The 21,766-nt window shown below is 66.5% G+C and carries 24 protein-coding genes and 1 pseudogene; 17 read left to right on the top strand and 8 right to left on the bottom strand.

Features of this window, described 5'->3' with window-relative positions:
* Positions 1 to 5: 5 nt before the first annotated feature.
* Both A5681_RS11115 and A5681_RS11110 read right to left on the bottom strand, forming a co-directional pair.
* Positions 6 to 647 carry a hypothetical protein gene (locus A5681_RS11115; RefSeq protein WP_067273669.1) on the bottom strand — a complete coding sequence of 214 codons (642 nt, stop codon included), beginning with the start codon at positions 645 to 647 and terminating at the stop codon, positions 6 to 8.
* Positions 644 to 1,393: a hypothetical protein gene (locus tag A5681_RS11110; protein WP_067274100.1), complete on the bottom strand. Its 750-nt coding sequence runs from the start codon at positions 1,391 to 1,393 to the stop codon at positions 644 to 646. Before A5681_RS11110 ends, A5681_RS11115 begins: the two co-directional genes overlap by 4 nt.
* 216 nt (positions 1,394 to 1,609) lie before the next feature.
* Here A5681_RS11110 and A5681_RS11105 point away from each other — a divergent pair, with 216 nt between their 5' ends.
* Positions 1,610 to 1,993 carry a hypothetical protein gene (locus A5681_RS11105; RefSeq protein WP_197498574.1) on the top strand — a complete coding sequence of 128 codons (384 nt, stop codon included), beginning with the start codon at positions 1,610 to 1,612 and terminating at the stop codon, positions 1,991 to 1,993.
* A 15-nt stretch (positions 1,994 to 2,008) separates the two neighbouring features.
* Here A5681_RS11105 and A5681_RS11100 read toward each other — a convergent pair whose 3' ends face one another.
* A complete protein-coding gene (locus A5681_RS11100) occupies positions 2,009 to 2,611 on the bottom strand; it encodes a TetR/AcrR family transcriptional regulator (RefSeq protein ID WP_067273666.1) in 603 nt (200 codons plus the stop codon).
* Between the two features lie 98 nt (positions 2,612 to 2,709).
* On the opposite strand from A5681_RS11100, the gene A5681_RS11095 reads away from it, so the two are divergent.
* Genes A5681_RS11095 through A5681_RS11080 form a run of 4 tightly spaced genes read left to right on the top strand, consistent with a single transcriptional unit; the run spans position 2,710 to position 5,185 of the window.
* Positions 2,710 to 3,495, top strand: coding sequence for a hypothetical protein (locus A5681_RS11095; RefSeq protein ID WP_067273662.1), 786 nt, complete (start codon positions 2,710 to 2,712; stop codon positions 3,493 to 3,495).
* The gene (locus A5681_RS11090; protein ID WP_067273660.1) at positions 3,492 to 4,304 is read left to right on the top strand and encodes a hypothetical protein; all 813 of its coding nucleotides are present in this window, start codon (positions 3,492 to 3,494) and stop codon (positions 4,302 to 4,304) included. The genes A5681_RS11095 and A5681_RS11090 overlap by 4 nt, the downstream gene beginning before the upstream one ends.
* Positions 4,304 to 4,894, top strand: coding sequence for a cytochrome c oxidase subunit 3 family protein (locus tag A5681_RS11085; RefSeq protein WP_067273657.1), 591 nt, complete (start codon positions 4,304 to 4,306; stop codon positions 4,892 to 4,894). Before A5681_RS11090 ends, A5681_RS11085 begins: the two co-directional genes overlap by 1 nt.
* 6 nt (positions 4,895 to 4,900) lie before the next feature.
* Positions 4,901 to 5,185: a cytochrome C oxidase subunit IV family protein gene (locus A5681_RS11080; RefSeq protein ID WP_067273653.1), complete on the top strand. Its 285-nt coding sequence runs from the start codon at positions 4,901 to 4,903 to the stop codon at positions 5,183 to 5,185.
* Between the two features lies 1 nt (position 5,186).
* On the opposite strand, the gene A5681_RS11075 is transcribed toward A5681_RS11080, so the two are convergent.
* Positions 5,187 to 6,482, bottom strand: a complete 1,296-nt coding sequence (locus A5681_RS11075) for a cytochrome P450 (RefSeq protein ID WP_067273649.1) — start codon at positions 6,480 to 6,482, stop codon at positions 5,187 to 5,189.
* 205 nt (positions 6,483 to 6,687) lie between these two features.
* Between A5681_RS11075 and A5681_RS11070 the strand changes: the two genes are divergently transcribed.
* On the top strand, positions 6,688 to 7,398 hold the full coding sequence (locus tag A5681_RS11070) for a TetR/AcrR family transcriptional regulator (protein ID WP_067273645.1): 711 nt from the start codon (positions 6,688 to 6,690) through the stop codon (positions 7,396 to 7,398).
* Here the strand turns inward: A5681_RS11070 and A5681_RS11065 are convergent.
* Positions 7,314 to 7,697: a hypothetical protein gene (locus A5681_RS11065; RefSeq protein ID WP_419866314.1), complete on the bottom strand. Its 384-nt coding sequence runs from the start codon at positions 7,695 to 7,697 to the stop codon at positions 7,314 to 7,316. The genes A5681_RS11070 and A5681_RS11065 overlap by 85 nt on opposite strands.
* 41 nt (positions 7,698 to 7,738) lie before the next feature.
* Entirely contained in the window at positions 7,739 to 8,485 is a 747-nt protein-coding gene (locus A5681_RS11060; RefSeq protein ID WP_067273636.1) for an enoyl-CoA hydratase/isomerase family protein, read from the bottom strand.
* Between the two features lie 111 nt (positions 8,486 to 8,596).
* Here A5681_RS11060 and A5681_RS11055 point away from each other — a divergent pair, with 111 nt between their 5' ends.
* The 5 genes from A5681_RS11055 to A5681_RS26475 all read left to right on the top strand — a co-directional run bounded on the left by A5681_RS11055 (position 8,597) and on the right by A5681_RS26475 (position 12,562).
* Positions 8,597 to 9,019, top strand: coding sequence for a lipoprotein LpqH (locus A5681_RS11055; RefSeq protein ID WP_067273632.1), 423 nt, complete (start codon positions 8,597 to 8,599; stop codon positions 9,017 to 9,019).
* An 88-nt stretch (positions 9,020 to 9,107) separates the two neighbouring features.
* A complete protein-coding gene (locus A5681_RS11050; protein WP_067273628.1) occupies positions 9,108 to 10,298 on the top strand; it encodes an amidohydrolase family protein in 1,191 nt (396 codons plus the stop codon).
* Positions 10,299 to 10,330: 32 nt separating this feature from the next.
* Positions 10,331 to 11,734, top strand: a complete 1,404-nt coding sequence (locus tag A5681_RS11045) for a FadD3 family acyl-CoA ligase (RefSeq protein ID WP_067274092.1) — start codon at positions 10,331 to 10,333, stop codon at positions 11,732 to 11,734.
* Positions 11,731 to 12,357, top strand: coding sequence for a fatty-acid--CoA ligase (locus A5681_RS11040; protein ID WP_067273624.1), 627 nt, complete (start codon positions 11,731 to 11,733; stop codon positions 12,355 to 12,357). Before A5681_RS11045 ends, A5681_RS11040 begins: the two co-directional genes overlap by 4 nt.
* A gap of 13 nt (positions 12,358 to 12,370) precedes the next feature.
* On the top strand, positions 12,371 to 12,562 hold the full coding sequence (locus A5681_RS26475) for a (2Fe-2S)-binding protein (protein WP_082968310.1): 192 nt from the start codon (positions 12,371 to 12,373) through the stop codon (positions 12,560 to 12,562).
* A gap of 13 nt (positions 12,563 to 12,575) precedes the next feature.
* On the opposite strand, the gene A5681_RS11035 is transcribed toward A5681_RS26475, so the two are convergent.
* A complete protein-coding gene (locus A5681_RS11035) occupies positions 12,576 to 14,321 on the bottom strand; it encodes an alpha-keto acid decarboxylase family protein (RefSeq protein ID WP_419866311.1) in 1,746 nt (581 codons plus the stop codon).
* Between A5681_RS11035 and A5681_RS11030 the strand changes: the two genes are divergently transcribed.
* From A5681_RS11030 to A5681_RS11015, 4 genes are read left to right on the top strand one after another with little or no spacing between them, the layout of a single operon-like run.
* Positions 14,320 to 14,763: an SRPBCC family protein gene (locus A5681_RS11030; protein ID WP_067273620.1), complete on the top strand. Its 444-nt coding sequence runs from the start codon at positions 14,320 to 14,322 to the stop codon at positions 14,761 to 14,763. The genes A5681_RS11035 and A5681_RS11030 overlap by 2 nt on opposite strands.
* Before the next feature lie 5 nt (positions 14,764 to 14,768).
* A complete protein-coding gene (locus A5681_RS11025; protein ID WP_067273614.1) occupies positions 14,769 to 15,851 on the top strand; it encodes a CaiB/BaiF CoA transferase family protein in 1,083 nt (360 codons plus the stop codon).
* A gap of 57 nt (positions 15,852 to 15,908) precedes the next feature.
* Positions 15,909 to 16,364 (top strand): SRPBCC family protein, encoded by a 456-nt coding sequence (locus A5681_RS11020; protein ID WP_067273611.1) that lies wholly within the window; start codon positions 15,909 to 15,911, stop codon positions 16,362 to 16,364.
* A gap of 56 nt (positions 16,365 to 16,420) precedes the next feature.
* The gene (locus A5681_RS11015) at positions 16,421 to 16,870 is read left to right on the top strand and encodes an SRPBCC family protein (protein WP_082968309.1); all 450 of its coding nucleotides are present in this window, start codon (positions 16,421 to 16,423) and stop codon (positions 16,868 to 16,870) included.
* On the opposite strand, the pseudogene A5681_RS11010 reads toward A5681_RS11015, so the two are convergent.
* A pseudogene (locus A5681_RS11010) lies at positions 16,866 to 18,057 on the bottom strand (pyridoxal phosphate-dependent aminotransferase); the annotation flags it as partial. The gene A5681_RS11015 and the pseudogene A5681_RS11010 overlap by 5 nt on opposite strands.
* Before the next feature lie 203 nt (positions 18,058 to 18,260).
* Between A5681_RS11010 and A5681_RS11005 the strand changes: the two are divergent.
* Both A5681_RS11005 and A5681_RS11000 read left to right on the top strand, forming a co-directional pair.
* A complete protein-coding gene (locus A5681_RS11005) occupies positions 18,261 to 19,472 on the top strand; it encodes an acetyl-CoA C-acetyltransferase (RefSeq protein WP_067273603.1) in 1,212 nt (403 codons plus the stop codon).
* Between the two features lie 4 nt (positions 19,473 to 19,476).
* Positions 19,477 to 21,621, top strand: a complete 2,145-nt coding sequence (locus A5681_RS11000; RefSeq protein ID WP_067273600.1) for a 3-hydroxyacyl-CoA dehydrogenase NAD-binding domain-containing protein — start codon at positions 19,477 to 19,479, stop codon at positions 21,619 to 21,621.
* The last annotated feature ends 145 nt before the right edge of the window (positions 21,622 to 21,766 follow it).

The raw sequence follows: 21,766 nt of genomic DNA, 5'->3' as shown, positions 1-21,766 counted from the left end.
AGCGCTCATCCGGCCGGGTCGAATTTCGCGATCAGCCAGGAGCCGTTGACTTTCGACAGCGTGACCAGGACGCTACTCTGCGTGTTTTCGGGATCCTTCTTTTGCTCGCTTTTCGTCGTCTGGTCAACGAAAACCAGCACGACGGCCGAATCGGGATGCAATTCCGAGACTGCGGCCCGAACTACTTTGGCCGACGCCGTCAGTTGTCCCTTCTGCGCCGTCGGCGCGACGACATCATCGCTGAATTTGCTGTAATACGCCAGAAGGTCGCCGGTGAGATGTGACTTCGCGTTGCTGAAATCGCGGTTCAAATGCTCATAGGAATACGACAACACCGCCACGGCGCCATCTGACGCTGCCTGGATCGCCCGGTGCGCCGCCACATCGGCGACCTGCTGATCCGGCCGGTACACGATAAAGTACACGCCGGCAGCGACTCCCAGTGCGGCAACAACCAACGTAGTCGCGGCGATCGAACGCCACCTTGCCGAATACCGGCGGGCCCTGCGCCGGGCCTCCGCCAGCCGGTGCAAGCGCGCCGATCCCACTCCTGCGGGCGCCAGTCCGTCCTCGTCGTCGGGTGAAGTATGGGCGCCATCAATCGACTCTGCGGTCCCGTCCGGCGGCGAGCCGGGTTCGACAGTCATCGCACGAATTCAACTTTCGACATCTTGAGCTGGCCGCCGTCGCGGTCCATATTGACGCTGAGCCGAAACAAGGCGGGCGGCGGTTTGGCGGTATCCGGCCCAATGGGATCGGTTTTCGCCGCCACAAGCACTACTCCGGAATTGTCGCCAAACGACTGGACGGCGACGGCTTCGATGGTGACCTTGGCGCCGACCTTAGTCTCCTCGACCCTCTTGACCATCAGGGGCGACAGCACGGAGAGCTGGTCCTTCTGGTCGCCCGTGGAGGCATCGATGGCGCGCTGGACACTCTCCTTGGCATGATCGGGGTCAATCGACATGAAGGCCGTAATCCCTTGCCGGGCGGCTGCACTGAACTCCGCGGCGAGTTGGCGATTATGCAACGCGGCGTGATGCTGCCACAGCATGTAGCCGCTCGCGGCGAGAGAAGTGGAGAAGAGAACGATGCCGATGCCGGCGGCTACGGTCTTCCGCCCTGGGCGCCGTAGCCACCGTGGCCGCCTGGGTCGCCGCGACAAACGTAACCGCTTCCGGGTGGACGTTGCGGATCGCTGCTCGACGTCGTGGGCGTCGTCCTTGGCGTCCCCGGTTTCGGCTGCCCCGCGCAGGCTTTCCAGGCGCGCCCGAGCCGCCGCGGCGCGCGCTTCAGCCTTGGCAACTTCGTCGTCCGGGTCTACTTCCGCGACGGGGAGCGCGGCGCCGGAGTCATCGCAAGGCTCGGCGCCAGGGCCCTCCGGATCGTGCACGGAGAAGGAGCTTATCACTCCGGCCCGGGCTTAACGGCCTTACCGGCGGCCGCTTTCGTACCTCTCACATGCGGAAATGCTCGGTCGTTCGGTCACGGCACGGCGCCTTGTCGGGCGGCTCGGCCTCGATGACCGTTCGCCCTGCGTCATCTTCTCCAAGCAGGAGAATTTTCTTTTCGCGTGTGGCAAAGTAACTGGGTGCGATTCATCGTGGCGATGGCAGCCGCGTTGGTCGGCGCCGGTCTGCTGGCGGCGCCGCCATCCTTCGCGGGGCCGACGGTCTGCGACTACCCCGCCTGCACCCCGGGGATCATGCCGCATCAGGTTTTGGGCGCGCCGTGTGACAACACCACCTATTACGCCTTCGGCGTCGCCGACGGTTATGTCTCGTTCGCCTCGGAGCCCGGACGCTTGATGTTCTGCGGCTCGCCGAGGAGGTACCAGCCGCGTTGGTTCCGCTCACCTCCGATGGCGGGGGTCAAGGAGGAGAACGCAAACTGCCAGAACTACCTGAACTACGTCGCGCAGGCACCTGACGGTCTGTTCCTGATTTGTATTGCTCACGACGGCATAGCGAGTTGGGTCCGCGCGGACACGTAGCCACAGCGTTTCCGGTCAGCCGGGCCCGTCCCGGGGCAGACCGAGCAGGCGCCGGCTCAAGTCGGTGACCCTGGCGAGCAACGTCTCGTCATCGATGTCGGTAACCAGCGGATGCATGACGGCGGTGCTGAGCGCGCCGGAGAACATGGCCGCCTCGATCCGCCCATCCAGGCCCGCATCGCTCAGCAGCACCCGATAAAGACGGTCCATGAAGACTTGAAACGGCTTGTGTTCGGCCAGCAATCGGACGACCACGGGATCGAATTGCAGCGTGCGCACCAACCGGCGGTCACGAACGGCCATCTCAATGACGCGCACCAGCAAGGCATCTCGTGCTTGCGGGCCGTCGTCGTACGCTTCGGCCTCTTCGAGCGCCGGCTCGAGTCGGCCGAGTTCGCGCTCAGTCACCGCGATGACGATCTGCTCTTTGGTTCGGAATTGGTGGTAGACGGCGGCTTTCGTGACGCCGACGGCATCGGCGATCATCTGCAGCGACGTGCCGCTGACACCGTGGGCGGCGAATAGATCCAACGCGGCATCGAGGACCCGCGTCCGGGCCGGGCTGTGCTCGACCAGCCAGAACTGCTCACCGGTGACCGGTCGCCGTGCTGTTCCCACGCACCGAGACTAGACGACTCTCTTGTGCGAGGCTAGCCGATCGGCTAGCCTCGCAGATTAACCGCGTGCAGGCTGGCGATCTCGTAGGGGAGGGTCCGATGTCCGACGTCGAGGCTGGCGAGGCACGGCGCCCGGGGTTGAGGCGAGACGCGCTGAGGCGGACAGACGGTGAAGTGATCCTGCTCTGGACGTTGCCGGTGGCCTTGATCCTCTGGGTCGCCGCATTCTTCCTGTTTCCGGGCTTCAATCCGCCGATGTCGCCGACGATGCCGGCGGAACAGGTGGCCGCGTTCTATCGCGATCCGGCCCACCTCCCGGAGATCCGCTACAGCATGATCTTGTTCAACTGGTTCGGCGTGTGCCTGGTGCCGATCCTGGCGCTGATCGTCTTGCAGATCCGCAGGATGGCGCACCGGACGCCGATTTTTGCCTACGCGATGCTGGGCTGCGTCGCGGCCGGCCCGACCCTCTTCCTCGTTGCGAACGTGTGCTGGCTACTGGCCGCCTTTCGCACCGAACGCAACCCCGAGCTGACCCAGTTGCTCAACGATTTCGCCTGGATCACGTTCACGATTCTGGTTCCTTTCCTGATCGGACAGAGCGTGATCCTAGCCCTGGCAATCTTTTTCGACGATCAGCCGCGCCCGGTCTTCAGCCGTTGGGTCGCCTACTTCAACTTGGCGGTGGCCGCCGCGCTGGTTCCCGCGGCGTTCGTCGGCACGAGCCTGACGGGCCCGCTGGCCTGGGACGGCTTGTTGTCGTTCTGGGTGAAGAACGTCGCGATCGCGGTCTGGATCGTCGTGATGGGCGTCGTGTTGGGTCGGGCGATCTATCGCGAGCGGGCCGAAAACCCGAGAACTACTGAGGAATTGGTGGATGCATGAGCGCGGTTGTCACACCGCAGGCATCCCCGGGCACGCCACCTTCGGGACCCCTGCATCAACGAATCGGCTGGCATCTCCGGCGCGACCCCAAGCGAGAACTGTGGTTGGCGTGGGCGATCCTCATGGTGTTCTACGGCCTGTTCTTCCCGATGTTCTTCATCGTGGCCCAAGTTCAGCCGCCGCCGCAGCCGACCTGGGACCTCGCCACGCAGGTTCACTGGTTTTCCGAACGCCACCTCGGGATACCCGTCGGGTTCGGCGTCATCTTCGCAATCAGCGGCATGATCGCGATCAACAACGCACTGATCGCCTATTCGATGCGACGGATGTCGGTCAGCCCGGCGTTCGCGTACTCGTACTTGATCATCTACTCGCTCAGCGCTATTCCCGGCATGTTGCTGCTCAACATCGCGCTGATCGTCGGGACGCTCCGCCCCGAGCGCGACCCCGAAGCGGTCGGCTGGCTCTACGACTTCGCCTTCCTGTCCTTCGACGGAACCATGGGCGTCTTCCTGATCGGCTCGCTGATCTGGATGGTCGCGATCCTGCTCGACACGAATCGCGTCTTCCCCAAGTGGTTCGGCTATCTCAACCTGTGCAATGCGCTCACCGAGGTCGTGGTGGCACCGTGCTGGATATTCCAGCGCGGCGTGCTGGCATGGAACGGTCAAATCGCGTGGTGGCTGGACATGGTCGTGTTCGGTGTCTACCAAGTCACTTTCATCGTCATGCTGTTCCGGATGATCCGGCGCGAGGACTTCGGCACCGGGCCCCTCCCGGAGCGCGATCGGGAAATGGTGGCCGCGTGATGACCGACGTGGCCGAGCAACGTGCCAGGTTCGTGCCGGGACAGCCGGACATGTGGGCGTTCGTGCTTTTCGAAACATCGGTCTTCACCGGCTATTTCGGTTTCTATCTCTTCTACCGCGCCCGCAATCCCGACCTGTTCCTGCATGCGCAGTCGCAGCTCGACCTGCGGGTCGGGGTGTTAAACACCCTGGTCTTGCTGCTGAGCTCGTGGTCGGTGGCGCGGTGTGTCCAGTCGGCCCGGGCGGGCGCCTTCCGCGCGGCCCTGCGGGACGTGTTCATCACCGCCGCGTTCGCCGCGGTCTTCCTCTTCGTCAAGGTGTTCGAGTGGGCCCGCTTGGTGCGCATGGGCAATGGATTCGACAGCAACGACTTCTTCACCTACTACTTCTTCCTCACCGGCATTCACTTCGTGCACCTGCTGATCGGCTTCGTCGCCCTCGGCGTCATCGTCTATCAACTTCGCGCGACGACACGAAAGGCGCACGACGGCCGGGAAACCCAGCAACTCGTCGAAACCTGCGCTACCTACTGGCACACCGTCGATTTCCTGTGGGTGCTCATCTTCGCGCTGCTCTACGTGGTGAGGTGATCTCCGATCAAATTCAACAAACGACTGCTGGCGGTATGGGTGATCCTGGCCGCACTCACCCTCGGCTACCTGTGGCTGGACCACTCCGCGGGCCAGGCCGGGACGCTGAAATCCAGTGCGGTGGTCACGTCGAGCGTTATCGTGATCGCACTCGTCAAGGTGCGCATCATCTTTCGCGAATTCATGGAGGTACGAAACGCTCCCGCGCTGCTGTGCCGGCTCACCGACGCGTGGGTGCTGCTGATGGGCGTCGCGCTGCTCAGCTGCTACTTCGTCGGCACCAGCCTTTGAGTCAGCCCGCGACCGCGACCGCGTCGGCGGTGGTGAAGGTGAGGTGCAGTTCGCTCAGGCCCCGCAGGATGTACGTCGGCTCGTAGGTGTAGCGCCGCTCGGCGGCCGGCCCGTGATGCGCTTCGTTGATCTCGATGTGGGGCATCCGGTCCAGGATGCGCTCGATCGAGACGCGGCCCTCGACGCGCGCGAGCGGACCGCCCGGGCAGGAGTGAACACCCCGGGCGAAGGCCATGTGCTCGCGAACGTTCTTGCGCCGCAAGTCGAATTCGTGCGGGTTCTGGAACCGTCGCGGATCGCGGTTCGCGGCGCCGGGCAGAACCATCACCACCGTGCCGGCGGGAATGTCGACGCCCCCGACGGTGGTGGCCTTGCGGGCCAGTCGCGAGTCGCTCTTGACCGGGCTGTCCATCCGCAGCGATTCCTCGATGAACCCGGGGATCAGGCTGCGGTCCTCGCGCAGCTGCTGCTGGATGTCCGGCCGATCGCCGAGCACCTGCAGGGCGGCGCTGAGCAGCTTGGCGGTGGTCTCCTGGCCGGCGGCGAAGAGGAACGTCGCAGAACGGACCACCTCGATGACCGGGGGCGTCGAGCCGTCCGGATACTTCGCCGACGCGAGCGACGTCAGCACGTCGTTGCGGGGCTCGCGCCGACGGTCCTCGATGTAGTTGCAGAACTTGTCGTCGAGCCACTCCAGCGGGTTGATGCCGACCGACTGGTGATCGAGGGCTCCGACCCGCGCCTCCGGGCGGTCGGCGCCCAAGACGGTGCGGAACTCCTTGTGATCCTCCTCGGGGACGCCGAGTAGGTCGGCGATCACCAACGTGGCGAAGGGCTTCGAGTACTCGGCGATGAACTCGCACTCGCCGTTGCTCAGGAATTCGTCGAGCTGACGGTCGGCGAGGCGCCACATGAACTCCTCGTTCTGCTTCAGCCGGCTCGGGGTCAGCAGCTTGGCCAGCACGGACCGCGCCCTGGTGTGGTCCGGCGGATCCATGGTGACCATGTGTTCGTTCATCGGAAAAGAGCTGCGGTGCGCATCGATCTGGACGCTGATGTCGTCGCCTTCGGGCGTGAACGGCAGCGGCGGGAACGGCCCGCCCAGCGCGACGATGTTGGAGAACGTGTCGGGATCCTTGTAGATCTCGCAGGCTTCGTCGTAGCCGGTCACCGCGATGACGCCATAGTGCGGCAGGCGCAGCACCGGGTTCTGACTGCGCAGGTAATCGAAGTAGGGGTGCGGATCGGGTACCAGAGACGGGTCGGTGAAGAAGTCGATCGACTCGTAATCGCTCATCGGATTGCGTCTCCCTGGGCTTGGATTACCGGCTGGGTTCGGCGGCAGGCTGTGGGCCGCGCGATTCGGAAACCGAAAATGTGCTGAGCACCTGCTTAGCATGGCGGTAATGTCAGGGTCAAGGTCGCAACGCCGAGGCACCGCGCTGACCTGGCTACGATCTGACTAGGTCGACACCGGAGTCTCGAGAGCATGGAGTGACGGCATGACATCTGCTTCCGCGGCCCGCCGGATCGGAGCGCCGGACGCGAAGAATCGCGGCCTGCTGCTCGACGCGGCCGAGCAGCTGATGCTCGAAGAGGGCTATGCCGCCGTGACGTCGCGCCGCCTCGCGAACAAGGCCGGGCTGAAACCGCAATTGGTGCACTACTACTTCCGCACCATGGAGGAGCTGTTCCTGGAGGTCTTCCGCCGCCGCGCCGACGAAGGGCTGCAGGCGCAGGCCCGGTTGCTGCAGTCGCCGCAACCATTGTGGGCGCTCTGGCGGTTCGGCACCGACCCGGCGTTCACCCGGATCTCGATGGAATTCATGGCGCTGGCCAACCATCGCAAAGACATGCGGCGCGAAATCGCTTACTACGCCGAGCGTTTTCGCGAGGAGGAGCGCAAAGCGGTGGCCGCGGCGTTGCAGCGCTACGGCGCCGAGAACGACGATGTGCCCGCGGTGGTCTGGACGGTGCTGATGAGCAGCTTGTCGCGAATGCTGGTGCTCGAGCAGGCAATCGGCATGTCCGGCGGTCACGCCGAGACCGTGGAGTTGGTCGAGAAATACCTGCGTCGCCTAGAGGGCGAGCCGCGGCCCATCGAAGATGTCCCGCCGACCTGGGTGGTTCACCAGTTGCGCAGCGAGCAGAGCACGCCTTTGGGGCCGTCCTTGGATACGACGACGGCTCCGTCCACCGCCAGGTCACAGTGAAGCCCCGGCGTGCCGGGCTCCGTGCCCGTGCTTGCCACAACCATCGCGTAGTCACCGGGGTTCGACATGTCCAGGTCGAAGCTCCACGGTTTGCCCGGGCCGAGATCGACATCGACGTGCGGTGTGAACGAGTAGGGGTTGTGGCTGTAGTCGGAGAATTTCTCCGGCTGGTGGTCCAGGTAATAGATGTCGGTGTAGATCGGGTTTTGCGCGGTGACGGTGTACGTGACGTGGTGCATCGCCGGGTCGGCCACGGCGTGCGCGGCGCTCACGACCGGACCGGTCACACCGACCAACACCGCCGACAGCGTCGCGGCTCCCACGCCCAACCGTCTGCCCGTCATCTCACTCCTCCGGCTGCCCGACCCGCACTCGTGGTGCGGTTCATGACTCGCTCCGCGGCCCGCCAGTGTGCGTCGGCAACCCATAGCCGCGCAAAGGATGCTATCGCTTCGTCGGCCGAAATCCCGCTGATTACGCGCTTAATCTCGGTTGCCGGGTGCCGGGCCAGCGACCTCGCGACCGATTGCCATCCCTGGTCGAACTCCGCGCGCGGCAGTACCCGATCGACCAGGCCGACCCGTTCGGCCTCGGCCGCCGTGAGCGCAGCTCCGGTGCCCGCCAACAACAGCGCACGGCTCTTTCCGACGAGCGCGGCCAGCCGCTCGGCGCCGCCCCACGCCGGCATGATCTCCAGCTCGACCTGATTGAACGCGATCTTGATGTCGTCGGCCGCCAGCCGGATGTCGGCGGCGACCGCAACCTCGGCGCCGCCGCCGAAGGCGTGACCGTTCAGCGCCGCGATCACCGGCGCCGGGAAGCTGGCCAATTGGTCGCAGATCGCTCGCATCCGCTTGGCCATCGCCGCGGCATCCTCTTCGGTCCGCAGTGCGCGCAACTCCTTGAGGTCACCGCCGGACACGAAAGCCCGATCACCAGCGCCCTTGATCACCAACGCTTTGGCGCCCGCCGCCGCATCGAGCGCCTTCTCCAACTGCTGCATGGTGTCCAGCGCGATGGCATTGCGCGCTTGCGGGCGATCGATGGTCAGCACCGCCAACCCGTCGTCGATCTCCAGGTCCACCATGCGTTTATCGCTCCTCGGATGAGAATGCACGATATTGGCGTTCTCTCGGTGCGACAATAACATCGTCGCTGCAGGCCGAAGGGCTATCGTCAACGAAGACAGGGGTGCTCGGTGCCGAATCGAAGCGCGGCCGCGGTGGCGGCGGCACTGGCCGTTGCAGTACTTGCGGGATGCGCGTCGCGACCACCCACTCAGATCTCCAGCACGGCATCGGTGACGGTCGACGGCAACGATCGGACCTTCCACATCGTCAAGTGCGGCCAGTTGCAGTGGACCCGCACGATCGACATCGGCGGCAACTTCGCCGGAGCCAAGATCATCATCGACGAAAATGCCCAACCCGCGACGGCCGAGTCCGTGCGCATCCAAAACCTGGGCGGGTTCAGCGGGATGTACTCCCGGGGTGACGGCGGCAGCGCCGACCTGAGCGTGACCGGTGACAAATTCACCCTCAGCGGCACCGCCAACGGGTACAAGGCCGACAAACCCAGTGAGCCCGCCTCCGCGACGTTCAAAATCGTTGTGACTTGCTGACCGGGTCTTTCGCCGCGATCACCGGGGCCCCGTTGCGGTCCGGAGCCTCTTGAGAATAGTATTCTCATAATTCGCGAAGGAGGATTTCATGGGCCAGTTGTCGCACAGGGTGGACGTCCCGTTCCCGATCTTTGACGCCGATAACCATCTGTACGAGCCGCCGGAGGCGCTGACCAAGTTCCTGCCCAAGGAGTACAAGGACTACGTCCAGTACGTGCAGATCAACGGTCGCACCAAGATCGCCATCCGCGGCCAGATCAGCAACTACATTCCCAACCCGACCTTCGAGGTCGTCGCCAGGCCCGGCGCCTGGGAGGAGTACTTCAAGTACGGCAACCCCGAGGGCAAGAGCAAGCGCGAGCTGTTCGGCGAGCCGATGCGCGCGATCCCGGCGTTCTTCGAGCCCGGCCCACGCCTGGAGACGATGAACGAGCTGGGCCTGGACAAGACCCTGATGTTCCCGACCCTGGCCAGCCTCCTGGAGGAGCGGCTGCGTGACGACCCGGTCGCCATCCACGTTCTGGTCCACGCGCTGAACGAGTGGCTGGACGAGGTCTGGGGCTTCAACTACCAGAACCGCATCTTCACCACGCCGGTCATCACCCTGCCGATCGTCGAAAAGGCGATCGAGGAGCTGGAGTGGGCGGTCAAGCGTGGCGCCCGCGCCATCCTGATCCGCCCGGCGCCGGTCCCCGGCTTCCGCGGTCCGCGGTCGTTCGCGGTGCCCGAGTTCGACCCGTTCTGGGAGCGGGTCGTCGAGCACGACGTGCTGGTGGGCATGCACTCCAGCGACAGCGGCTACTCGCGGTACACCTCCGAGTGGGACGGCGCCGAGCAGGAGATGTTGCCGTTCCAGACCAACGCGATGGGCATCCTCAACGAGTGGCGGCCCATCCAGGACGCGGTGGGCTCGTGGGTCATCCACGGCGCGCTGTATCGCCACCCGAAGCTGAAGGTCGCGATCGTCGAGGCCGGTTCGAAGTGGATGACGCCGCTGCTGGACGGCCTGGCCGAGGTCTTCCGTAAGGCCCCCGAAGCGTTCCCGAGCGACCCGGTCGAGATGGTGAAGAGTCGGATTCACGTCAGCCCGTTCTTCGAGGACGGCATCGACGACCTGGTCAACCTCGTCGGCGTGGATCAGGTGCTCTACGGCTCGGACTGGCCGCACCCGGAGGGGCTGGCGGAGCCGACCTATTACATCGAGGCGTTGTCGCACCTGTCGACGGACGACCAGGCGAAGATCATGGGCGGCAACCTCGCTCGACTCGTCACGGTGTGACAGACCGGCAAAACTGGCAGACCATCCCCGAGATGGTCCTGAGCGCGGCGGACCGCTTCGGCGACGCGGAAGCGGTCGTCGACGGTCCGCTGCGCTTCACCTTCACCGAGATCGTCGAGCGAATCCGTTGTGCGGCGGGCGCTTTTGCCGAGCTGGGCGTCGACAAGGGTGATCGCGTCGCCGTCTGGGCGCCGAATTCCGCGGAGTGGATCATCGCGGCCTTCGGGCTGCTCACCGCGGGCGGTGTGCTGGTGCCGGTCAACACGCGGTTCAAGGCGGAGGAGGCGGGCGACATCATCGCCCGCAGCAAGGTCAAGGCCGTCCTGGTCCAGAAGGGCTTTCTGGGCCAGGACTACCCCGCGTCCGCGGGCACGCCCGTCATCGATCTGAAGTCCGACTTCCTGTCCAGCGGTTCACCGTTCGAGCGAGCGGTCAGCGGCGGCGACATCGCCGACATCATCTTCACCTCGGGTACGACCGGCCGCCCGAAGGGCGCGATGATGAACCATCGCCAAACGCTGCGGATGTACGAGGAATGGGCGACGCTCGCCGATCTGCGCGAGGGTGACCGCTATCTGCAGATCAACCCCTACTTCCACACCTTCGGCCTGAAGGCCGGGCTGATCACGTCGTTCCTGCGGGGCGCGACGATGCTGCCGGTGGCGGTGTTCGACGTCGCAACCGTGGTGGAACTCATTGCGCGCGAAGGCATCACGATGCTTCCCGGACCTCCGACGCTCTACCACTCACTGCTCACCGTCCCCGACAAGTCCAAGCTGTCGACCCTGCGGGCCGGCGTGACCGGCGCCGCCGACATTCCCGTCGAGCTGGTCCGTCGCATCCATGACGAATTGCCGTTCCAGACGCTGATGACCGGATACGGGCTCACGGAGGCCGGCAACGTCACGCTGTCGCTGCCGGGAGATTCGTTCGAAGACGTCGCCACCACCGCGGGCGTGCCCTGCGAAGGGGTCGAGGTGCGCATCGCCGATGACGGCGAGGTGCTGGTCCGCGGCTACGGCGTCATGCAGGGGTACCTCGACGACCCCGAGGGCACCGCCGCGGCGATCGATACGGACGGGTGGTTGCACACCGGTGATCTGGGCCGCCTCGACGCGGCGGGCCGGCTGCGCATCGACGGGCGCAAGAAGGACATGTTCATCGTCGGCGGGTTCAACGCCTACCCGGCGGAGATCGAGGGCTACCTGCTGGAGCACCCGGCCGTGGCCCAGGCCGCCGTGATCGGGGTTCCCGACGAGCGACTCGGCCAGGTCGGCAAGGCCTTTGTGGTTGCGAAAACCCGGGTCTCCGAGGATGACCTGCTGATATGGTGCCGGGAGCGGATGGCTGGATTCAAAGCGCCGAGATCCATCGCGTTTCTCGACGAGCTGCCGCTCAATGCGACCGGGAAAGTGATGAAGGATCAACTCCGTTGAGCGACGGCGACATTCATTCGATGGTCATCGCTTCGGACTATCGCGTTCCCGACCCGAGCCGGGTTTGGCCGCTGCTCGAGCGCAGACAGGCGGCGCTGGCCGACATCGGCGCCCATCACGTCCTGGTCTACACCTCCACGCATGACTACGGCCGGGTGCTGGTGATGATCGGAGTCCACAGTCGCGAGCCGATCGTCGAGCTGCTGCGCTCGCGCGTCTTCTTCGAGTGGTTCGATGCGGCCGGCGTCGACGATATTCCCGCGGTCTTCGCCGGCGAAATCGTCCACAGGTTCGTCCCGGAGCCACCGGCTGCTCCCGGGGCGCCCGGCGTCGTGGTCGCCACCATCGCCTCCGTCCACGACGTTTCGGCGCTCACCGCCGAAGTCGCTTCGGCCAGAGACAGATTCGTGGCGGCCGGGATCCGCAAGACGTGGATCTTTCAGGCCTTCGACGATGAGCACGAGGTGCTGATCATGTCGGAGTTGCCCGACGAAGAGAGCGCGCGGCGGTGGATCGAGCACCCCGACGCGGCGGCCGAGTGGATGAGCGGCGCCGGGGTGGGGCCCTACCCGCCGGTCTTCGTCGGTCGATTCTCCAACATGATGCGCATCGAGGCGGATTGAGCGGCCCGCGCGAATGTTCGTGTGCCTGTGTAACGGAGTCACCAGCCAAACGGTGACCGAGGCGGTGCAAGCCGGGGCCTGCACCACCAAGGACGTCGCCCAGGCCTGCGGGGCGGGCGCCGACTGCGGGCGGTGCCGGAGAACCGTCCAGGCGATGCTGCGATCATCGGATCCGAACGGCGCCCCCACCCGCCCGGGGCCCTGAGCAGGCAGCGCCCCTAGCGGCGAACGCTGCCGTCCGGCGACATCGGCTGGACGAGTTCGACCAGCAGGGGCGGGATTTCGAGCCGCGGCAGCACCACCTCGACGAGCACCATGCGGTCCCGATGCTCCGCCGCGGCGATCAGGGCGTCGTCGAGCTCACCGTAGGTCTGCACCCGGAACGCGAGGTGATCGGCAACCCCCAGCGCGTTGGGGATGTCGGTCCACTTCCAGTTCACGATGTCGTTGTAGGGCGCCGATTCTCCGTGGATCGCCCGTTCGACGGTGTAGCCATCGTTGTTGACCACCACGATGACCGGCGACAGCCCTTCCCGTGAGAAGTTGCCGAGCTCTTGGACGGTCAACTGCGCGGCGCCGTCACCGATCAGCAGCACCGTACGCCGGTCCGGATGTGCCACCCCGGCTCCCAGCGCCGCGGGCAGCGTGTATCCGATTGAGCCCCACAGGGGTTGGCCGATGAACGTCACGCCCTGCGGCAGGCGGTGGTCGGCCATGCCGTAGAACGAGGTGCCCTGATCAGCGAGGACCACGTTGCCCGGTGTGAGGGCCATGCAGAGGCGGTCCCACAGCATCTCTTGCGTCAGCGGTTGATCGCGCGGGGGAGGCGGGGGCAGGGGGTCGGCCGGTGGCGACACCACGGGGGCCGACGTGATCGCGCGCCGGGTCAGGATGGTGGCCAAGGCCTCCAGCGCGGCGCCCATCTCCAGCGGGGCGAAGACCTCGCCGGCCACGGTGCTTTGGTACTGCCCGACGTCGATGGTGCGGGCCGGGTCGATCCGCTGGCTGAAGAAGCCGCTGACCATGTCGGTGAACACCACGCCGGCGGTCACCAACACCGGCGCCTCTTCGATCGCGGTGCGCACCGCGGGGGCGCTGGCCGACCCGGCGTAGATCCCCAGGTAATGGGGGGAGCTTTCGTCGAGCAGGCTTTTACCCCACATCAGCGTCGCATAGGGCACCACGTCGGCCGCCAGCAACGATTCGAGCTCTTTGACCACCTGCAACCGGTGCACCAGCAGGTCGGCCAACACGGTCAGCTGGTGGTCACCGATGAGGTCGGAGGCGGCCTCGACGAACATCGACAGCGCGCGCGGGCTGGTACCGCCGGTGTAGCGGGGCAGTGGGTCCCCGGGCGGTTCGGTGGGGAACCGGGCCACGTCGGTTGACAGCAGGATGTACCCGGGCCGTTTCTGCTCGCGCACCTCGGACAGCACCCGGTCGATCTCGCGGCGCGCGGTCGCCGGCATCAGGTTGGCCTGGGCGCAGGTGATCTCGCGACTGACGCGGAAGAAGTGTTCGAAGTCTCCGTCGCCGAGCGAGTGATGCAGCGCGCGCCGGGTGCCCTGCGCGTCCTTGGACGGGCCGCCGACGATATGCACGACGGGCACCTGCTCGGCATAGCTGCCCGCGATCGCGTTGGCCGCGGACAGTTCGCCCACACCGAAAGTCGTTACCACTGCGGACATTCCGCGGAGGCGACCATATCCGTCGGCGGCGTAACCGGCGTTCAGCTCGTTGGCGTTGCCCACCCAGCGGATGGTCGGGTGCGCGACGATGTGGTCGAGGAACTCCAGGTTGTAGTCACCGGGGACGCCGAAGATCTCGGTTACGCCGAGTTCGGCGAGGCGGTCCAACAGGTAGTCGCCGACGGTGTAGACGGGCTGGTTGTCAGGCACAAGCACGACGGTACCTCGGTCGAATTCATTCCGGGGGCCACGCCGTTTCAGTATCGTGCGGGCCATGGCACTCAAAGAATCCCGCGACATTGTCATCGAAGCCAGTCCCGAGGAGATCCTGGACGTCATCGCCGATTTCGAGGCGATGCCCGAGTGGTCCGAACCCCATCAGAGTGCGGAGATCCTGTCGACCGGCGATGACGGGCGGCCCAGCCAGGTGAAGATGAAGGTGAAGGTCGCCGGCATCACCGACGACCAGGTGGTGGCCTACACCTGGTCGGCTGACGCGGTGAGTTGGACGTTGGTGAGTTCCTCGCAGCAGAAGGCGCAGGACGGCAAGTACACCCTGATACCGCAGGGGGACGGCACCCTGGTCAAGTTCGAGCTCCTCGCGGATCCGAATGTGCCACTGCCCGGCTTCGTCCTGAAACGGGCCGTGAAGGGGACGATCGATTCCGCGACCAAGGCGCTGCGCGAGCGGGTGCTGAAAGTGAAGAAGGGCAAGTAGTCGCGGTGGGCGGCGCCGGGCCCCTGGCCGGGGTGAAGGTTATCGAGCTCGGCGGAATCGGACCGGGCCCGCACGCGGGGATGATGCTCGCCGACCTCGGCGCCGACGTGGTGCGGGTGCGGCGCCCGGCCGGCGGGTTGACGATGCCGGCGGAGGACCGCGATCTGCTGCATCGCGGGAAGCGGATCGTCGACCTCGACGTCAAGACGCAGCCCGCGGCACTGCTCGATTTGGCCGCCAAGGCCGACGTGTTGCTGGACTGCTTTCGGCCGGGGACCTGCGAGCGGCTCGGCATCGGTCCCGACGCGTGCGCGGCGGTCAATCCGCGCCTGATCTTCGCGCGGATCACCGGCTGGGGGCAGGACGGGCCGCTGGCCCGGACGGCGGGCCACGACATCAACTACCTGTCGCGGACCGGCGCGCTCTCCGCGCTGGGTTACGCCGACCGGCCCCCGATGCCGCCGCTGAACCTGGTCGCCGACTTCGGGGGTGGTTCGATGCTGGTGCTGCTCGGCATCGCCGCCGCGCTCTACGAACGCGAGCGGTCCGGCCTCGGCCAGGTCATCGACGCGGCGATGGTGGACGGCGTCAGCCTGCTCGCCCAGATGATGTGGACCATGAAGTCGACTGGGGCGCTGCGGGACCGGCGCGAGTCGTTCCTGCTCGACGGGGGCGCCCCGTTCTACCGCTGCTATGAGACCTCCGACGGCAAGTACATGTCCGTCGGCGCCATCGAGCCCCAGTTCTTCGCGGCGTTGCTGACCGGTCTCGGCCTGTCGGCCGACGAGGTGCCGGGCCAGCTCGACGTCGGGTCTTACCCGCAGATGTACGACGCCTTCGCGCGACGCTTCGCCAGCCGGACGCGCGACGAGTGGACGGCCACGTTCGCCGGCACCGATGCGTGCGTCACCCCGGTGCTGACGTGGAGCGAAGCGGCGGCCGACGACCACCTGAGGGCACGGTCCACGGTGATCACCGCCCACGGCGTCGACCAGGCCGCGCCCGGCCCGCGCTTCTCGCGCACCCCCGCGGCACCGGTCGGGCGGCCGCCGGCGGCCACCACGCCCCTTGCCGAAATCGATTGGTAGCCCGCGTTTTACGCCGAATCGATCCGCACCCGGGCCGACGTTGCTAGGTTGAGCTCAGTGGCCGTAAAAGCATCACGCGAATTCGTCGTCGACGCGCCGCCCGAAGTGGTCATGGAGGCGCTGACAGATGTCGGCGTCCTGTCGTCGTGGTCGCCGCTCCACAAAAACATCGAAGTGATCGACCGTTATCCCGACGGTCGGCCGCACCACGTAAAAACCACCATCAAAATTCTGGGGCTCGTCGACAAGGAGATCCTGGAATATCACTGGGGCCCCGACTGGGTGGTCTACGACGCCAAAGGGACGTCCCAGCAGCACGGTCAGCACGTCGAGTACAACCTCACCCCCGAGGGCGTCGACAAGACCCGGGTGCGCTTCGACGTGACGGTCGAACCCGGTAGACCCATGCCCGCCTTCATCGTCCGGCGGGCCAGCGAAAGCGTCCTCGACTCGGCGGTAAAGGGATTGTGTGAATTGGTAAAGCACGTCAACGGGTCGGCCGAATCGGAATAGCCGGCGGCACGCATTTTGCCTTCTGGACCACCTGAGCGGTTGCTAACTTATTAGCAGTGGCCGTTCAAGCATCGTCGGAAATTGTGATCGACGCGCCCCCGGAGGTGATTCTGGAGGCGCTCGCCGACATGGACGCCGTGCCGTCTTGGTCCTCGGTGCACAAGCGGGTGGAGGTCGTCGACAAATATCCCGACGGTCGCCCGCACCACGTGAAGGTCACCATCGCCGTCACGGGCATTCACGACACCGAATTGCTCGAATACCACTGGGGCCCAGACTGGATGGTGTGGGACGCCGCCAAAACCGCCCAGCAACGCGGTCAGCACGGGGAGTACAACCTGAGCCGCGTGAGCGACGACAAGACCCGGGTGCGATTCACCATCACGGTCGAACCGTGGGCGCCGCTGCCCGAGTTCTGGGTCAACCGGGCGCGCAAGAAGATCCTCCATGCCGCACTGGAGGGTCTGCGGAAGCGGGTGATCGAGGGCTACGGCCCGGCCGGGTAGCCGGCCGGTCACCGAAGGACGGCCAACCGCCTGATCGCCTCGTCGAGGGTGTCCTCGCGTTTGCAGAAGGTGAAGCGCACCAAGTGATTCCACACCTTGGCCTGTGCCGAGGCGTGCGCGGCGGCCGGGTCGCAGAACGGCGACAGGGGGATGGCGGCCACCCCCGCCTTTTCCGGAAGGGCCGCGCAGAACGCGGCGCTGTCGTCGTAGCCGAGGGGGCGTGGGTCGGCGCACAGGAAGTACGTGCCCGCGCTGTCGTGCACCTCGAAGCCGATGTCGGACAGCCCGGCGGCCAGCCGATCGCGGCGGCCCTGCAACGAGCCGCGCAGCTGGGCGACCCACGCGTCCTCGGTGTCCAGCGCGAGGGCGACCGCCGGCTGGAACGGCGCGCCGCCGACGTAGCTCAGGTATTGTTTGGCCGCCCGCACACCGGCGATGAGTTGCGCTGGGCCGCAAGCCCATCCGATCTTCCAGCCGGTGCAGTTGAACATCTTGGCCGCGCTGGAGATGGTGACCGTGCGCTCGGCCATGCCGTCGAAGCCGGCCAGCGGCAGGTGCCGGTGGTGGTCGAACACCAGGTGCTCGTACACCTCGTCGGTGATCACCAACAGGTCGGCGGCGACCGCGACCTCCGCGATGGCGGTCAGCTCGGCGGCGCTGAGCACCGTGCCGGTCGGGTTGTGCGGCGAGTTGATGATCAGCGCGCGGGTGCGTGGCGTCACCGCCCGGCGCAGCGCGTCGGCGTCCAGGGCGAAGCCGCGGCCGTGGGGGACCAGGGGGACGGCCACCCGGTGCGCGCCGGCCATCGCCAGCACCGGCGAGTAGGAGTCGTAGAACGGCTCGACGAGCAGGACCTCCGAGCCGGGCTCGATGAGGCCCAGCACCGCGGACGCGATGGCCTCGGTCGCCCCGACCGTCACCAGCACCTCGGTGTCGGGGTCGTAGGTGATGCCGAAGTGGCGCCGCCGCTGGGCGGCGATGGCGCGCCGCAGCGACTCCACGCCGATGCCCGGCGGGTATTGGTTGTTCCCCTCGGCGATGGCGTCTTGGGCGGCCTTCAACATGGCCGCCGGCCCGTCCTCGTCGGGGAAGCCCTGACCCAGGTTGACCGCACCGACCCGCGCGGCCAGCGCCGACATCTCGGCGAACACCGTGGTCGCGTACGGACGCAGTCGCGACACCGTCATGCTGGTCGAGCTTAGGGTGGCCGACGAGGCGAGTGTGCGGCTGGCCGCGCATTGGCAGCCGAGTGTGCGGCCGGCCGCACCGTCGGGCGCTCACCAGCGGCGCTCGGCCCAACCAACAGGTTGGCCGGGCACTTTGTTAGGGTGCGGTATCCGGACCTACCTTAAATACGGATCCGAAACCCACTTGCGAAGAGGAACTCCACATGTCCGAAGAAGCCTTCATCTACGAGGCCATCCGCACGCCGCGCGGCAAGCAACGCAACGGCTCGCTGAATGAGGTAAAGCCGGTGAACCTCGTCGTCGGGCTGGTCGACGAGCTGCGCCGGCGCAACCCCGACCTCGACGAGAACCTGATCAGCGACCTGATCCTCGGCGTGGTGTCCCCGGTCGGTGACCAGGGCGGCGACATCGCCCGGACCGCGGCGCTGGTGGCTGGGCTGCCCGAGACCACCGGCGGGGTGCAGCTCAACCGGTTCTGCGCCTCGGGCCTCGAGGCCGTCAACACCGCCGCGCAGAAGGTGCGCTCCGGCTGGGACGACCTGGTGCTGGCCGGCGGCGTCGAGTCGATGAGCCGCGTGCCGATGGGTTCCGACGGCGGCGCCTGGGCGACCGACCCCGAGACCAACTACCGGATCGGCTTCGTGCCGCAGGGCATCGGCGCCGACCTGATCGCCACCATCGAGGGCTTCTCCCGCGAGGACGTCGACGCCTACGCGCTGCGGTCGCAGCAGAAGGCCGCCGAGGCCTGGTCGGGCGGTTACTTCGCCAAGTCGGTGGTGCCGGTGCGTGACCAGAACGGTCTGGTCATCCTCGACCACGACGAGCACATGCGGCCCGACACCACGATGGAGGGCCTGGCCAAGCTGAAGACCGCGTTCGACGGCATCGGCGAAATGGGCGGCTTCGACGACGTGGCGCTGCAGAAGTACCACTACGTCGAGAAGATCAACCACGTCCACACCGGCGGCAACAGCTCCGGCATCGTGGACGGCGCCGCGCTGGTGCTGGTCGGCTCCGAGGCCGCCGGCAAGTCGCAGGGCCTGACGCCGCGGGCGCGCATCGTCGCCACCGCCACCAGCGGTTCCGACCCGGTCATCATGCTGACCGGCCCGACCCCGGCCACCCAAAAGGTCCTCGACCGCGCCGGGCTGACCGTCGACGACATCGACCTGTTCGAGCTGAACGAGGCGTTCGCGTCCGTGGTGCTGAAGTTCCAGAAGGACCTCAACATCCCCGACGAGAAGCTCAACGTCAACGGTGGCGCCATCGCGATGGGCCACCCGCTGGGCGCCACCGGCGCCATGATCACCGGCACCATGGTCGACGAGCTCGAGCGCCGCAACGCGCGTCGCGCGCTGATCACGCTGTGCATCGGCGGCGGCATGGGCGTCGCCACCATCATCGAGAGGGTTTAAGACCATGGCAGAGAACACCATCGCTTGGGACAAGGACGACGACGGCATCGTCACGCTGACGCTCGACGACCCCACCGGTTCGGCGAACGTGATGAACGAGCACTACAAGGAGTCGATGCACAAAGCCGTCGAACGCCTTGTGGCGGAGAAGGATTCGGTCACCGGCGTGGTGATCACCAGCGCCAAGAAGACGTTCTTCGCCGGCGGCGACCTCAAGAGCATGATCAACGCCGGCCCCGAGAACGCCGGCGACGTCTTCACCGAGGTCGAGGACATCAAGCGCGACCTGCGCACCCTGGAGACCCTGGGCAAGCCGGTCGTGGCCGCCATCAACGGCGCCGCGCTCGGCGGCGGCCTGGAGATCGCGCTGGCCTGTCACCACCGCATCGCCGCCGACGTCAAGGGCAGCCAGCTGGGCCTGCCCGAGGTGACGCTGGGCCTGCTGCCCGGCGGCGGCGGCGTGACCCGCACCGTGCGGATGTTCGGCATCCAGAACGCCTTCATGAACATCCTGTCGCAGGGCACCCGCTTCAAGCCGGCGAAGGCGAAGGAAATGGGACTGGTCGACGAGCTGGTCGGCTCGGTCGACGAACTGGTCCCCGCCGCCAAGGCGTGGATCAAGGCCAACCCGGACTCGCACACCCAGCCGTGGGATGCCAAGGGCTACAAGATGCCCGGCGGCACCCCGTCCAGCCCTGCGCTGGCCGGCATCCTGCCGTCGTTCCCGGCGCTGCTGAAGAAGCAGCTCAAGGGTGCGCCGATGCCCGCCCCGCGGGCCATCCTGGACGCGGCCGTCGAGGGCGCGCAGGTGGACTTCGACACGGCCACCCGCATCGAGAGCCGCTACTTCACCCAGCTGGTCACCGGCCAGGTCGCCAAGAACATGATCCAGGCGTTCTTCTTCGACCTGCAGCACATCAACGGCGGTGGCTCGCGGCCCGACGGCATCGAGCCGGTCAAGATCAACAAGATCGGCGTGCTCGGCGCCGGCATGATGGGCGCGGGCATCGCGTACGTGTCGGCCAAGGCCGGTTTCGACGTGGTGCTCAAGGACGTCAGCATCGAGGCGGCCGAGAAGGGCAAGGGCTACTCGGAAAAGCTTGAGGCGAAGGCACTTCAGCGCGGTAAGACGACCGAGGAGAAGAGCAAGGCGCTGCTGGACCGCATCACTCCGTCCGCCGACCCCGCCGACTTCAAGGGCGTCGACTTCGTCATCGAGGCGGTCTTCGAGAACCAGGAACTCAAGCACAAGGTATTCCAGGAGATCGAGGACATCGTCGAGCCGAACGCGCTGCTGGGATCCAACACCTCGACGCTGCCGATCACCGGTCTGGCGACCGGCGTCAAGCGCCAGGAGGACTTCATCGGGATCCACTTCTTCTCTCCGGTGGACAAGATGCCGCTGGTCGAGATCATCAAGGGCGAGAAGACATCTGACGAGGCGCTGGCCCGGGTGTTCGACTACACGCTGGCCATCGGGAAGACCCCGATCGTGGTCAACGACAGCCGCGGGTTCTTCACCAGCCGCGTCATCGGCACCTTCGTCAACGAGGCCCTGGCGATGCTGGGCGAGGGCGTGGAGCCCGCCAGCATCGAGCACGCCGGCTCGCAGGCGGGCTACCCCGCCCCGCCGCTGCAGCTCTCGGACGAGCTCAACCTGGAGCTGATGCACAAGATCGCCGCGGCCACCCGCAAGGGTGTCGAGGACGCCGGCGGTAAATACGAGCCGCACCCGGCGGAGGCGGTCGTGGAGAAGATGATCGAGATCGGCCGCCCGTCGCGGCTGAAGGGCGCGGGCTTTTACGAGTACGTCGACGGCAAGCGCACCGGTCTGTGGCCGGGCCTGCGGGAGACGTTCAAGTCGGGCTCGTCGCAGCCGCCGCTGCGGGACATGATCGACCGGATGTTGTTCGCCGAGGCGCTGGAAACCCAGAAGTGCCTCGACGAAGGCGTGTTGACGTCGACCGCCGACGCCAACATCGGCTCGATCATGGGCATCGGCTTCCCGCCGTACACCGGCGGCAGCGCGCAGTTCATCGTCGGCTACGAGGGTCCGGGCGGTATCGGCAAGGAGGCCTTCGTGGCGCGGGCACGCGAGCTGGCCGCCAAGTACGGCGACCGCTTCCTGCCGCCGGACTCGCTGACGTAGTTCTCGCAGTCGCGAAAGCCCCCGAAGCGCTTGTCTTCGGGGGCTTTTGCGTGGTGTGGTGCCGCGAGACTTAAACCACGGCGGCGCGCTACGGCGTGTCGTCGCCGTGGTTTAAGTGTCGCGGCAATGGGAGGGATGGTCGCCG

It is taken from the genome of Mycobacterium scrofulaceum, assembly GCF_001667885.1.
Taxonomy (GTDB): Bacteria; Actinomycetota; Actinomycetes; order Mycobacteriales; family Mycobacteriaceae; genus Mycobacterium; species Mycobacterium scrofulaceum_C.
The sequence above is the reverse complement of the archived record's forward strand: the minus strand, read 5'-3'. Positions and strand labels throughout refer to the sequence as shown.

What these genes read in the sequence shown, in the direction of transcription:
- A5681_RS11115 (WP_067273669.1), bottom strand. Translation starts at nt 647, where the DNA reads ATGACTGTCGAACCCGGCTCGCCGCCGGACGGGACCGCAGAGTCGATT.
- A5681_RS11105 (WP_197498574.1), top strand. Translation starts at nt 1,610, where the DNA reads ATGGCAGCCGCGTTGGTCGGCGCCGGTCTGCTGGCGGCGCCGCCATCC.
- A5681_RS11095 (WP_067273662.1), top strand. Translation starts at nt 2,710, where the DNA reads ATGTCCGACGTCGAGGCTGGCGAGGCACGGCGCCCGGGGTTGAGGCGA.
- A5681_RS11090 (WP_067273660.1), top strand. Translation starts at nt 3,492, where the DNA reads ATGAGCGCGGTTGTCACACCGCAGGCATCCCCGGGCACGCCACCTTCG.
- A5681_RS11085 (WP_067273657.1), top strand. Translation starts at nt 4,304, where the DNA reads ATGACCGACGTGGCCGAGCAACGTGCCAGGTTCGTGCCGGGACAGCCG.
- A5681_RS11075 (WP_067273649.1), bottom strand. Translation starts at nt 6,482, where the DNA reads ATGAGCGATTACGAGTCGATCGACTTCTTCACCGACCCGTCTCTGGTA.
- A5681_RS11070 (WP_067273645.1), top strand. Translation starts at nt 6,688, where the DNA reads ATGACATCTGCTTCCGCGGCCCGCCGGATCGGAGCGCCGGACGCGAAG.
- A5681_RS11060 (WP_067273636.1), bottom strand. Translation starts at nt 8,485, where the DNA reads ATGGTGGACCTGGAGATCGACGACGGGTTGGCGGTGCTGACCATCGAT.
- A5681_RS11050 (WP_067273628.1), top strand. Translation starts at nt 9,108, where the DNA reads ATGGGCCAGTTGTCGCACAGGGTGGACGTCCCGTTCCCGATCTTTGAC.
- A5681_RS11045 (WP_067274092.1), top strand. Translation starts at nt 10,331, where the DNA reads ATGGTCCTGAGCGCGGCGGACCGCTTCGGCGACGCGGAAGCGGTCGTC.
- A5681_RS26475 (WP_082968310.1), top strand. Translation starts at nt 12,371, where the DNA reads ATGTTCGTGTGCCTGTGTAACGGAGTCACCAGCCAAACGGTGACCGAG.
- A5681_RS11030 (WP_067273620.1), top strand. Translation starts at nt 14,320, where the DNA reads ATGGCACTCAAAGAATCCCGCGACATTGTCATCGAAGCCAGTCCCGAG.
- A5681_RS11035 (WP_419866311.1), bottom strand. Translation starts at nt 14,321, where the DNA reads ATGGCCCGCACGATACTGAAACGGCGTGGCCCCCGGAATGAATTCGAC.
- A5681_RS11005 (WP_067273603.1), top strand. Translation starts at nt 18,261, where the DNA reads ATGTCCGAAGAAGCCTTCATCTACGAGGCCATCCGCACGCCGCGCGGC.
- A5681_RS11000 (WP_067273600.1), top strand. Translation starts at nt 19,477, where the DNA reads ATGGCAGAGAACACCATCGCTTGGGACAAGGACGACGACGGCATCGTC.